Below are 12,523 nucleotides of genomic sequence, written 5' to 3'. Positions count from 1 at the left end.
TCACTACCCCAACGTGAAATAGGTGTAGTGACAGTCGTTTTATTTTGAAGTTAAGATTATTTCATTGTAATTAATATGTTCTCTTACTTGTGCAGCAACGTGCGCATCTATTTGCTCATTTTGGATTAGTTCATCAAGGTATGTTCTCTGGATGTATAATCCTTCTAATTTATGCGCTTCAGTGATTGTGTCTGGTGTTTCATTTGGTGTATTACGATTTCTTCTGATTCTGTTAAGTCTATTGTAATATTGGTTTAAAACAATGTTTATTTCTAACACGTTTTCGTTAGTTTGCTCTTCTTTTAAGCGCAGTGCAACATTATGATGTACGATACGCATAACTTTCTTTACTTCTTGAAAATTCGATTTAAATTGCTTTAATTGTGAACTTTCAACATGTTTCTTTGCTCTCCACCTTAAGATTAACATTTTAATAACAACTTTAAATTTATGAACAGCTGATGATTCCTTAAATTGTCTTGAAGTTTCTATAGCTGAGCGATAGTTCAAAATCGTTTGACGGTCAACTTTATTTTGAGTTACTAAACGTTCTAACGTTTCTGTCTCTATTTCGCTAGCGATTGTTTCTAGTCGTTTTACCTCTTTAGCATTATTTTCTTCTGGTGTCATCTGCAGCAGGAAGAATAGTTCGTCAAAATAATCAGAAATAACGGGACTATAATTTGTTGATGTATGTGCTTTAGACTTTGTTTTAAAATGTTTAATAACGTGTTGTACTATATAAATTTTGGCAACCGCATAGCTCATAGTGTTTGATGTTGATTTCTCTTCCGAAGGTGTAATAATAGGTAGCACGATTTGAGCCATGACTAAACTAATAATTACCATTAATGAGGCAATAAATAGTAAATCATTTTTATAAGTAAAAGTTTGTTGTTGTGCTAATAATGTAGGTAATGTTAATGCCATAGAAAGAGAAATTGTTCCATGGATACCACACATTGTCATAATGAACGCATAGTGGGCACGTTTTGGCGGTACTTCATATTGATCATTGAGATAAGATTGAATGTTATTTGGATAGTAAAATTGTTTGAATAACATAAAGACCCATATAAAACGGAAAACATAAATAGCTAGTGCAATTAGTAATGTTGTAATAATCAGGAATATAATATTCTGCGGTTCGTCTTTAAATATTGCAGAAACAACTTCAGGTACAATATAACCTAATACGACAAAGACAAAGCCATTAAGAACATAACTTAATGTACTCCATATCTGGTTATAGTTCATTTGTAGTTCGGTTTGAGCACGAATCAATCGTTCACGTTCAAATCCATGTATTAAACCGGCTACTACAACTGCAATGATACCCGATGCATGTAACATTTCGGAGATGAAATAGACGACGAAAGGTGTTAATAATTGAATGAAGATCATTGTATTACCATCTTTAAGACCTTTGTGCATAGATAGATAAACACGTAGTCGTACAATCATAAAGCCAAAAATTGCACCTATCAATATGCCTAGAATAGTTGAAATAATAAATTGTTCTATTGCATCGAATGCAGAAAACGCACCAGTAACAAGTGCTGTAACAGCAATTTTGAAAGAGATAATACCAGCAGCATCATTTAATAATGACTCACCTTCTAAAATAGTTAATGCACCCTTAGGTAATATTTTACCTTTAGTAATAGCTTGTACAGCGACTGCATCTGTTGGGCATAAAATAGCTGCTATTGCGAAGGCGGCAGGCATTGGTAACTCAGGCCAAATCCATCCGATGAAATAACCTACACCTATCACAGTTGTAAATACTAACGCCATCGCCATTAGAATAATAGGTTTGCGATATTCTAACAGCTTAGACCGAGATACATGTGTACCCTCAACAAATAGCAATGGGGCAATCACAGCCATCATAAATACTTCTGGTTCAAATTCAAAGTGTAAAGGGATTGGGAGAATATACAAACAAACACCTAACCCAATTTGAATGAATGCCATAGGTATCTTTGGAAACTTGTTATGTAAAATTGAACTTATAATTACAGCTATAATAAATATTAAAAAAGCTTCTAATAATAACATACTTACTCCTTATTTTTTTGATTGTTTTATATTACCATTATCACAAAAGCATAGATAGTAATTTTTTAGGAAATATAATAGACTTCAATACTTAATTAATTTATAGGCGCATGATTTAAAAGTGAATATACAAATGTGTCATAATAGAGTTGTTAAGATAATAGAGGATTGTGATAGTAATGAAAATAGGTGTCATATCAGATCTGCATATTGATCGTCACAAGAAATTAACACCAGAGAATTATACACACGAATTAGTAAATACAATACAGAAACGAAAGATAGAACTCTTACTTATTGCAGGAGATATTTCTAATAATTATAAATTAACGCATCGATTTATCGATGATGTAGAGACTCAATCACATATAAAAATATTATTTATCCCAGGAAATCATGATTTTTGGGCTACAGATACGGGGGCATCGTCCGCTGAAATTTTAGATTACTATATGAATATGGAAGCGTGTTTGATAGGGAAACCTTATCATCTCAATGACTCATGGGCGATTGTTGGTAATACAGGTTGGTATGACTATACGTACGCAAGTCCAGAATTTTCACTTGAGCGCATTGCTCGTAGAAAATACTATGGTGCAACTTGGCAAGACAAAGTCAAAATAGATTGGCCTATGGAAGATAGAAAGCTATCAGCAATGGCAGCAAAACAAACAATTAAAGATATGGAACAAGTGAAACATAAACGTATTATTTTAATGACGCATATTGTGACACACCCTAGGTTTGCTGTGCCAATGCCTCATAGAATATTTGATTATTTTAATGCTTTTATTGGGACTTCTGATTTTGATGAGGTTTATCAACGATATGATATCCGATATAGCATTATGGGACATGTTCATTTTAGAAATGCCTTTGAAGAACAGGGGATAACATATATTTGCTCGTGTCTTGGTTATCAAAGAGAATGGCGTTCTAATAATATAGAACAAGAAATTAATCATGCTTTATATACAATAAACGTACAGTGAAAGAAGCGACCATAGCTATACATGGTCGCTTCTTTTATTGTAATTATCTATAGTAGCTCCTAATATGCCTATTTGATAAACGACTCATTTTTGCTAAGACAACGCAAAATTAGTTATGGTTGAATGTGAAAGCTCAAACGGCCGGGTGCGTTATAACTTTGTGCTAACTTTGATTTTTTAATTTTTATTACTTGATATTTATTAGGCATTAGTGCGGGAAATACAATTAATTTTCCTATATGAGACCAAAGTGGATCAATGTAATAGTAATGATCATCATCATAGCCAATGAGTAAAGTGACATGAATATTAGACACCAATTTAGTAGGTTGATTATCAAATTTATAAGTACGACGTAAAGGTCGCTGTCCGAGTACAGTATGATAAATAACAACGGGTTGACCATTGTCTAAAACTGCACATAAATCAGTTAACGACTGACCAGTACTATCTATAATTTTTTGGTCATATCGTTTGAGATGTGGGACGAGAGCGGAAGGGAAAATAGTTTGATGATGTCCCCATTTAATCCATAAGTGATGTCCTACGTATCCTTTATAAGGGTTGTTTTTATGTTTAGGCCAATGTTTCATTATTTGAGTGGCGGGTATTTTATGCTGATTGAATTGTAACATCATTGCTGTAGATACACCTTCACAGCCCATAATCATTGGTATTGGAAATAATTGACTAATTGGTTTAACAGGTAATATATTTAATTTCATGATGATGCTCTCCCTAATGATTTGTACTTCAATTTAAAAATGAAGCTATTTTACATTGTATTTATTATATAGTTATTCTTAAAAGTTGCCTATTAAGATGCTTAAGCAATATGGCAATAGTTTAGAATAGATATTGTTAAGATGTTTTGGTTATAATAGCATAAAAATGAAGATGGGGGATTACATATGAAACATAGAATAGAAACACTACCAACGCTATCTGTATTAGGAGAAAAAAGAGAATATGCTACTGGACAAAAAGCCCAAGAAAATATTTTTATGTTCTGGATGGATTTTGATGAAAGTGGTAAAAAACACGACTTATTGAAATTGGGTAATGAACATTTACCAGGTCTAATAGGAGTATGTAAACCACTTGATAACGGAGAATTGCATTATTTAATAGGTGTTACGAGTGATGAGGATGATGAAATATGGCAACAAACAGAAATAGCAAGTGGGAGATACCTCGTATTTGATGCTGAAGGACCAGTGCCAGGTTCTATAAAAAATGCAATGGAATCTATTAATAGACATATTTTACCAACATTAGATTATGAATTGCGAAATGCGCCATTTTTTGAGTTTTATAAAGAAGGAGAAATTAGAGCTGAGGATTATATTACTGAAATCTGGTTACCTATTGTTTAATCTAAAGGTAAAAGCTTAATTAAAATAGGGACAGGATACAAATCAAAAAATTTAAAATTGATTTTGTATACCTGTCCCGTTAAGAGTGACTAGTTAATTGGTGGTGTTAAAACCATTAGATTACGCATTTCGCTTAATCATGATAGATTTTAATAGTATTTCCAATAAAATAATTAATATTGCAGTAATAGTTAGGATGATGAGATAAGGCATAACACTATATTCACCTTTTAATCCAACAAGAGGAGACATAATTCCACCTAAAATAAATTGAAATAACCCAAGCAAACTGGATGCATTACCACTGCCACCTGTTCGAGATTCCATAGCTAATGTGAAACTTAATGGACCTATTCCTGTTACAGGACATACATTAAGGAAAAAGGCGATGATTAATACCCACAATGGTAAATGGAATATAAGCGTGAAAATAATCAACACAACACCTGAAATTTGTATTAATGTCAGGAATACAAGGAGAAAATAGCGATTGATATATTCAACAAGTAGAGCTGTTAATTGACTCATAATAATCAAGCCGATACCATTTAATGCGAATAAAATACTAAATTGTTGTGGTGTCATATCGTAAATCTTCTGTGTAATAAACGGTGCGGCAGAAGAAAAACTAAAGAGCATCACATAGGTTAACCCTTGCAATAGCATTGGAATGATAAACGCAGGTTTCTTTAGTAGATACCCAAAATCTTTAAATATTAAGGAAAAGTTAAGTTTGGTAAGATCTGTATCTCTCGTTTCTTCCATTTTTAAAAATGCAAAAATTAATATTGCAAAGCTGACAATGGTTAAAATTAGGAATATTGATTTCCAATTTGAAATGCTTAAGGCATACCCGCCAATTAAAGGTGCAAGAATCGTGATAATCCCATTAACAACTAGTAATGAGGCTAGTCCTTTTGCTAGAGACTTACCTTTGTGCTGATCGCCAATGGATGCTTTGGCAATGACGATAGCACCTCCCCCAGTTAACCCTTGTATAAGGCGTATTACAAGTAACAGCGATAGTGATGTTGTAAATACTGCTATTAATGAAGCGATGACGTATATTGAAATAATAAGTAATGCAATTTTTTTACGACCATATGCATCAGATAATGGTCCAAATGTAAATTGTCCAATCGCAAGTCCAATCATAGCAAACGATAATGTAAGTTGTACTTGTGAAGTAGTTGTACCAAAATCACTCTGTACATTTGGTAGAGAAGGGACATACATATCTATTGTTAAAGGTCCGAAAGTAGTCATAATACCCAACATGATAATGACCATCAGAGGTAGTTGGCGATTTGTAATTTTATCCATATAAAGTACTCCTTTAAGCACAGTTAGTTACGTTATGATAATGAAAAATTGAATGCTTAGCAACTAGATTATTATCGCACACGTGAATATAAATGCAATGACAAAATTATATATTTAATACGTGCACATTGTTCGAGATATTATTTTTAATATATAATGCAATATATTATGTTAAAATACTGATTTATAAGCAATGTATTTCTTGAACATATTTCAACTTGGTAAACAAGTTATGTTTTATTGTAGTATGGACATTTTAGATTGTCACACAAAGGAGAAAATTGATGCACTTAACCAAGACACAATATGAAATTATAAAATTTATTCTTGTTGGTGGAATTAACACCTTTAATTATTACGTGGTTTATTTATTTTTATTAAAGTTAATTGATATAAATTATTTAGTCAGTCATATCACTGGATTTGTTGTTAGTTTTATAGTTTCTTATTATCTCAATTGTTACTTTGTATACAAAGTAAAACCAACATGGCGCAAATTTATTCAATTTCCATTAACTCAAGTTGTTAATATGGGGATGCAAACCATCTTACTATATATATTTGTACAATGGTTCCACATTTCATCTGTTATCGCACCATTTGCTGGACTTATTATTACTATACCAATTACGTTTGTATTATCTAAATATATATTAAGAGACTGACATTAAAGTAAATTTTTACGAAATGTCAATGTATTATTGAGCATTATTAGTTGCCTATCTATGGTTATGGAGTGGCTATGATAATGCTTTTTTATTTCTACTGTTATATTTTAGAAAATATAACAGTAGAACGCTGATAGAAATATTTGGAGATGCGTTTATGATTTCAGATTTTGATTTTAATTTTTGCACAATTTAACAGTGTAATTTAGGAATGGCTAAAAAAATAATTAACTAAAAAATATTAAATAATTTTATAATAAAAAATGTTGTAAATATGCTTGTGATAGGTCATAATATATAATCCAATATCAATTAAGGTGGCTGTAGCATATGACACAAAGTGAGAATTTAAAACTTGCACAAAAAGGTGCATATCTGAGTTTAATCGTCTATATTATACTTTCTATTTTGAAATTTATAGTAGGGTATATTTATGATTCGGCGGCAGTAAGAGCTGATAGTATCAACAATATGACAGATATTATTGTCTCATTAGCAGTTATTATCGGATTGAAAATTTCTATTAAACCTGCAGATAAGAATCATCCCTACGGTCATTTGAAATCTGAGAATATTTCATCATTATTGGTTTCATTTATTATTATGTTTGTTGGTATTCAAGTAGTAATTGAAAATTTGCCCAATATATTTTCTAATGAACACAGTACACCGAATGCGATTACGATTTATGTCAGTGTTATCAGTGGCATGATTATGTTAGTCGTTTTTATTATCAATCAAAAGCTTGCCAAACGTACAAATAGTAGTTCACTTAATTCAGCGGCAAAAGATAATTTATCAGATGCTTTAGTTAGTATTGGTACCGCGATAGGTTTAGTTTTTACTCAGTTTGGTTTACCAATCATTGATACATTATTAGCAACGGTTTTAGGTCTACTAATTATATATACAGGTTTCGGTATTTTCAAAGAGGCTATATTTACATTAAGTGACGGATTTAATGAACAGGAGCTAGAAGCATATAAGAATTATGTATTAGACATTGAAGAAGTGATTGATGTTCATACTATTAAAGGTAGATATCATGGAAGCAGTATTTTTGTCGATGTAACAATCGTAGTAGATTCAGACTTATCATTAGAAGAGGCGCACCATATTTGTGATAAAGTAGAACAACATATGCATGGTAAAGGCATATCATCTGTTTATGTGCATCCTGAACCTGCTTCAATACAGTAAAACCGAGTATTATTGTGAAAAAAATATAATTTATTAATCTCATACAACTGAATAGGTATATAGTAACAACGCTAAAAGCTAATAAAGTATTTCACGTTGTAGTGAATTAAAATAGAAGTTTCAATTGATAATATTAGTTGAGCCATGTTTTAAAATTTATATAATGCCCATTCGTATAGTAAAATTACTATACGAATGGGCATTGTTTTTTAGTATCTTAATGTGAAATTCCATATAAATGCGACGTATTTTGGCGAGACTCTTGAGGAAACAGGACAAGCAGAAGATTACAGACTGAAGCTGCTCCCTAAAAAAGCGAGCTAACAATACGAAGTATTGAATAAAAAATAAGCACTCAGATGAATTGTATTAAATCATCTGAGTGCTATTTTTCTGGGGGTTATGTCCCAGCCTTTGGTTATATTATTTAAGCCTAGAAATTAGGTATTATACTTACCACCAGCCGTTAGCTACACGGAAATCAATTGCTGCGTCAACTGAACCATAACGTTCTTCGGCATAGTTAATCATACCTTTTGTTTGTTCTTCAACTGATCCAGTTCCCCAAGATTCTTTAGTTTGTCCTAAACCTCTATATCCTAATTCATTTACAGCATCTGGGTTACCACTTGATTCTGGCATTACAATATTGTCCCATAAAGCTTTAGTACCACCTGCTTCAATAAATTGATCGTATACATCATTTGTTGATTGTGTTGTTTGTTGTACAGGTGTTTCAGCTGCGTCAGCTGTTGATACATTTGAGCTTACGCCCAACCCAGTTGCTGCAATTGTAATCGATGCGAAAGATGCTAATAATAATTTTTTCATTGTTAAAAATCCTCCTAATTGATTTTACCTATGTCAAAAAATGAACTATACAGGCTTATATATTTCTTATAGTCATGTGTTGTATTTACTTGCTTATTTTTAATTTCTTAACTCAACGTTTACAACTATAACACTATAAAAAAGCGCGTAGGTTACAGTGAAATAAAAATAAAGTATCTTTTGTGAATAAAAGAAGACATTTATTTCAAAAATGTGTGTAAATTGTTATAATTTTAATATATAGAGAATCAAGATAAATATGTAAATGCTTTTATGAAAGCATTTATGATATATTTTATAAATTATTTTTGTTGTAACATTTCTGTAAAAAACAGAAAAATTATATTTTATTTAATGAAAGAGGGAATAATATGCCAAAATTAATTTTATGTAGACATGGACAAAGCGTTTGGAATGCTGAAAATTTATTTACGGGATGGGCAGATGTAGATTTATCTGACCAAGGTAAAAATGAAGCTATTACTTCCGGTAAAAAATTAAAAGATCAAGGTATCGAAATTGATATTGTATATACTTCTTTACTAGAAAGAGCAATTAAAACTACGTTTCACCTGTTAAATGAATCTAATCAATTGTTTATCCCAGTTATAAAATCTTGGAGGCTAAATGAAAGACATTATGGTGATTTGCAGGGTCTGAATAAAGATGATGCACGTGAAAAATTTGGCGAAGAACAAGTACATATTTGGAGACGCTCTTATGACGTTGCGCCACCTAAACAAAGTGAAGAACAAAGAAATGACTATTTAAATGATAGAAAATATGAACATTTAGATAGAAGAGTTATGCCTGAATCAGAAAGTTTGAAAGATACATTAATAAGAGTAATACCATATTGGAATGATCAAATCTCACAACAACTTTTAGATGGTAAAACTGTGCTCGTTTCTGCACATGGTAATTCGTTACGTGCACTTATTAAATATTTGGAAAATGTATCTGATGATGATATTATTAGCTATGAAATAAAAACAGGTGCACCATTAATATATGAATTGACAGATGATTTACAAGTAATAGATAAGTATTATTTATAGGAAAATAATAAATAAAGTTTATGTAAAAAAGTCCGAGGCATTGATTTCATGTCTCGGACTTTTTTATGTGTATTTGATTATTTAGTTATTATTTAAGACTTGAGATTGGGCTTATCAAATCTTTTTTATAACTGTTTTAAGATTAGGGGAATCACTACCAAATTAATGATCTATAATAAATATGGACTTAATGCATTATTTATTACGCTTATGTTGTTGAATAATCTTACGTGCACGTTTTCTTGTTTTAATGTTTGGGCTATTCAAGTTACGTCGTGCTGTTTGTAAATCTAATTTCATAAGTTATGACCTCCTTCACAAAAGTAATTATGGACGAAATATACAGTTTTGTAAATAGGAATTGTTACGATTTATTCAAAACCTATCACTTTTATTAACGATATGTAAAAATTACAATATTTTTGAGTATTTTTAATGTTATATTTTAAAAATATATGTATAATGCACCAATGTGGCTAATTTTTCCAAGGCTAAATTATAAGAAAATGTAGGAGATAAAAATGACTCAAAAAAGTAAAATAATAATGATATTGATGATGTTGTTTGGGGGTTTCTTTGGACTTTTAAATGAAACATTGTTGACCACAGCGTTACCAAGTATAATGAAGGACTTTAATATAGATTATACGCAAGTACAATGGTTAACTACAGCGTTCTTGTTAACTAATGGTGTCGTTATACCATTATCAGCAATGGTGATACAACGCTTTTCGACAAGACAAGTATTTTTAACAGCAATTTCAATATTCTTTATTGGTACAATTATTGCGGGCTTTAGTCCGAATTTTACAGTTTTATTAAGTGCGAGGATTGTTCAAGCACTTGGTTCAGGTATCATGATGCCTTTAATGATGACAACTATATTAGATATATTTGAACCACATGAACGTGGTAAATATATGGGGACTTTTGGTCTAGTGATTGGTTTGGCTCCAGCAATTGGTCCAACTTTATCAGGATATCTTGTGGAATATTTTGATTGGCGTTCATTATTCCATGTAGTTGCTCCAATTGCAGCGTTGACGTTTATAGGTGCATTTAAGTTTGTAAAAAATGTAGGAACAAATAGGAAAGCACCAATTGATATAATATCTATTTCATTATCAGTATTAGGATTTGGTGGACTTCTATACGGTACAAGTTCAATTTCACGCGACGGGTGGAGTGATCCTATTGTTTTAACGTCAGTAATAGGAGGTATAATTCTTGTTGCGATTTTTATTTTCCGTCAAACAAGACTAGAAACACCATTACTTGATTTTTCAGTATTTAAAAATAGTCAATTTGCAGTAGGTATTGTTATTATGGCATTTACAATGATATCAATGATAGGTTCTGAGACTGTACTGCCTATGTTTGTCCAAAACATAATGAATGATTCAGCACTTCAATCAGGATTGATATTATTACCTGGTGCAATCGTAATGGGGATTATGTCTGTAGCTTCAGGTTTTTTATATGAAAAGTATGGCGCGAAAATATTAGCATTTATCGGTATGCTTATCGTAGTAATTACAACATCATACTTTGTTATAATGGATGAAAATACTTCTGCAGCAGTACTAGCGACTGTTTATGCGATTCGTATGATTGGTATTGCACTTGGATTAATGCCATTAATGACACATACAATGAACCAATTATCCCGTGATATGAATGCCCATGGTTCATCTATGACTAATACAGTGCAACAAATATCTGCTTCAATAGGGACAGCAGGTTTGATTACAATCATGAGTCAAGTAGCAAAAGACTTTACACCTAATATGAGTGATTATAAAGGTATGGGTAAAAAAGAAATGGCTATGCAAATACAACATGAAGCACTTTTAAGTGGATATCATGCAGCCTTTTGGTTTGCTGTAATTATTTCATTTATTAGCTTAATTAGCGTGTTTATGTTGAAAAGTAAACGTAAAATTGAACAAGAACAAGAAAATTTATAATAATGGAGCGTGAGCCTTATAGAACATTCGATGAGATTAAATGATGAACCATTTCAATTAGTAAAAGAAGGTACAAAGACCATTGAAGTGAGACTGAATGATACTAAAAGACAGGAAATACAAAGTGGAGACTTTATTACTTTTACAAATTTAAAATCAGCAGAGCAAATAACAGTTGAGGTTATTGGAGCCGAAGTATTTACATCGTTTCAAGCTCTGTTGAATCATTATTCAAATCAAGTGACTGGCTTTAGCAATGATATACAACTATCACAAAAATTAGCATCAATTTACCAGATATACTCACAAACAGATGAGTTGGCTTACGGAGCGTTAGCTATTGAAATTCGATTAATAACCAAATAGTTTCAATCATATAACTCAAAACACCCATTCATTACTTTAGTATGTAACTGAAAGTCGGCTTTCAAGCCTAACCTTTAAGCAATACATAGCTAATAGAATGAATGGGTATTTTTTATAGAATTGGTTATTTCATATTATATTGTTATAAAACATAAATTTTGTCACGTTTTTGTGGTGTGAAATCATGTGTTTGGTTACAGATTGATATAGTATATTTTATATATTCGGTGTATGATAATATTTATGGTGATAATGTATATTAAAGTATCTACTTGAGATAGATATGTTTTAGGAGTGAGTTTTATTCTATGAAGAAGTTATTGATTTTACTTGCAATATTTGGACTGGTACTTGCTGGATGTAGCAGTGGAAAATATGCTGATAAAATAGATAAGGCAGTAAATAAGCAACAGCAATATCAAAGTAACCTTGCTAAACAACATAAAGGGGATGTCGAGGGTAAATTCGATAAAAAAGATGCTAATATCTACGTTAATGAAAAAGGAAAACACGTTATAATTGCTTATAAACCATTAAAAAATGATGAGGAAGTTCATTATTATACTTATAAGTTTAAAGATGGAAAAGCCAAATATATAAAAGATTTTAATTCTAAAGGTTATTTGCATAAACATGAACCAGACTATAAAGAAGAAAATATGGATCTGGAAGAATAACAAA

13 protein-coding genes are annotated in these 12,523 nt (G+C 31.3%); 8 read left to right on the top strand and 5 right to left on the bottom strand.

From position 1 onward, the window contains the following. Nucleotides 1-39 precede the first annotated feature (39 nt). The gene (locus ACSUE0_RS05685; protein WP_436956478.1) at nucleotides 40-2,061 is read right to left on the bottom strand and encodes a cation:proton antiporter; all 2,022 of its coding nucleotides are present in this window, start codon (nucleotides 2,059-2,061) and stop codon (nucleotides 40-42) included. 179 nt (nucleotides 2,062-2,240) lie between these two features. On the opposite strand from ACSUE0_RS05685, the gene ACSUE0_RS05680 reads away from it, so the two are divergent. Continuing rightward, nucleotides 2,241-3,053 carry a metallophosphoesterase gene (locus ACSUE0_RS05680; RefSeq protein WP_436956476.1) on the top strand — a complete coding sequence of 271 codons (813 nt, stop codon included), beginning with the start codon at nucleotides 2,241-2,243 and terminating at the stop codon, nucleotides 3,051-3,053. 113 nt (nucleotides 3,054-3,166) lie between these two features. Here ACSUE0_RS05680 and ACSUE0_RS05675 read toward each other — a convergent pair whose 3' ends face one another. Further along, complete coding sequence (locus ACSUE0_RS05675) at nucleotides 3,167-3,778, bottom strand: C39 family peptidase (protein WP_119613387.1); 612 nt, start codon at nucleotides 3,776-3,778, stop codon at nucleotides 3,167-3,169. 186 nt (nucleotides 3,779-3,964) lie between these two features. On the opposite strand from ACSUE0_RS05675, the gene ACSUE0_RS05670 reads away from it, so the two are divergent. Continuing rightward, a complete protein-coding gene (locus ACSUE0_RS05670) occupies nucleotides 3,965-4,429 on the top strand; it encodes a GyrI-like domain-containing protein (RefSeq protein ID WP_119613386.1) in 465 nt (154 codons plus the stop codon). A 120-nt stretch (nucleotides 4,430-4,549) separates the two neighbouring features. Here ACSUE0_RS05670 and ACSUE0_RS05665 read toward each other — a convergent pair whose 3' ends face one another. Continuing rightward, complete coding sequence (locus ACSUE0_RS05665; protein ID WP_436956474.1) at nucleotides 4,550-5,752, bottom strand: multidrug effflux MFS transporter; 1,203 nt, start codon at nucleotides 5,750-5,752, stop codon at nucleotides 4,550-4,552. A gap of 284 nt (nucleotides 5,753-6,036) precedes the next feature. Here ACSUE0_RS05665 and ACSUE0_RS05660 point away from each other — a divergent pair, with 284 nt between their 5' ends. Beyond that, a complete protein-coding gene (locus ACSUE0_RS05660; protein WP_119613384.1) occupies nucleotides 6,037-6,417 on the top strand; it encodes a GtrA family protein in 381 nt (126 codons plus the stop codon). A gap of 333 nt (nucleotides 6,418-6,750) precedes the next feature. Further along, entirely contained in the window at nucleotides 6,751-7,620 is an 870-nt protein-coding gene (locus ACSUE0_RS05655) for a cation diffusion facilitator family transporter (protein WP_119613383.1), read from the top strand. A gap of 453 nt (nucleotides 7,621-8,073) precedes the next feature. On the opposite strand, the gene ACSUE0_RS05650 is transcribed toward ACSUE0_RS05655, so the two are convergent. After that, nucleotides 8,074-8,451, bottom strand: coding sequence for a hypothetical protein (locus ACSUE0_RS05650; RefSeq protein ID WP_119613382.1), 378 nt, complete (start codon nucleotides 8,449-8,451; stop codon nucleotides 8,074-8,076). Between the two features lie 371 nt (nucleotides 8,452-8,822). Here ACSUE0_RS05650 and ACSUE0_RS05645 point away from each other — a divergent pair, with 371 nt between their 5' ends. Then, entirely contained in the window at nucleotides 8,823-9,509 is a 687-nt protein-coding gene (locus ACSUE0_RS05645) for a 2,3-diphosphoglycerate-dependent phosphoglycerate mutase (protein ID WP_119613381.1), read from the top strand. A 195-nt stretch (nucleotides 9,510-9,704) separates the two neighbouring features. Here the strand turns inward: ACSUE0_RS05645 and ACSUE0_RS05640 are convergent, their stop codons facing one another. Then, the gene (locus tag ACSUE0_RS05640) at nucleotides 9,705-9,809 is read right to left on the bottom strand and encodes a putative metal homeostasis protein (protein WP_017722768.1); all 105 of its coding nucleotides are present in this window, start codon (nucleotides 9,807-9,809) and stop codon (nucleotides 9,705-9,707) included. Nucleotides 9,810-10,030: 221 nt separating this feature from the next. Here ACSUE0_RS05640 and ACSUE0_RS05635 point away from each other — a divergent pair, with 221 nt between their 5' ends. The 3 genes from ACSUE0_RS05635 (at nucleotide 10,031) to ACSUE0_RS05625 (ending at nucleotide 12,519) form a co-directional block, all read left to right on the top strand. Continuing rightward, nucleotides 10,031-11,476, top strand: coding sequence for an MDR family MFS transporter (locus ACSUE0_RS05635; protein WP_119613380.1), 1,446 nt, complete (start codon nucleotides 10,031-10,033; stop codon nucleotides 11,474-11,476). A gap of 30 nt (nucleotides 11,477-11,506) precedes the next feature. Continuing rightward, entirely contained in the window at nucleotides 11,507-11,842 is a 336-nt protein-coding gene (locus ACSUE0_RS05630; RefSeq protein ID WP_119613379.1) for an ASCH domain-containing protein, read from the top strand. Nucleotides 11,843-12,150: 308 nt separating this feature from the next. Beyond that, entirely contained in the window at nucleotides 12,151-12,519 is a 369-nt protein-coding gene (locus ACSUE0_RS05625; RefSeq protein ID WP_119613378.1) for a DUF4467 domain-containing protein, read from the top strand. Nucleotides 12,520-12,523: the final 4 nt, after the last annotated feature.

Origin of the sequence: Staphylococcus sp. AS1337 (assembly GCF_051408735.1) — a bacterium.
Classification (GTDB): domain Bacteria; phylum Bacillota; class Bacilli; order Staphylococcales; family Staphylococcaceae; genus Staphylococcus; species Staphylococcus xylosus_B.
The sequence above is the reverse complement of the archived record's forward strand: the minus strand, read 5'-3'. Positions and strand labels throughout refer to the sequence as shown.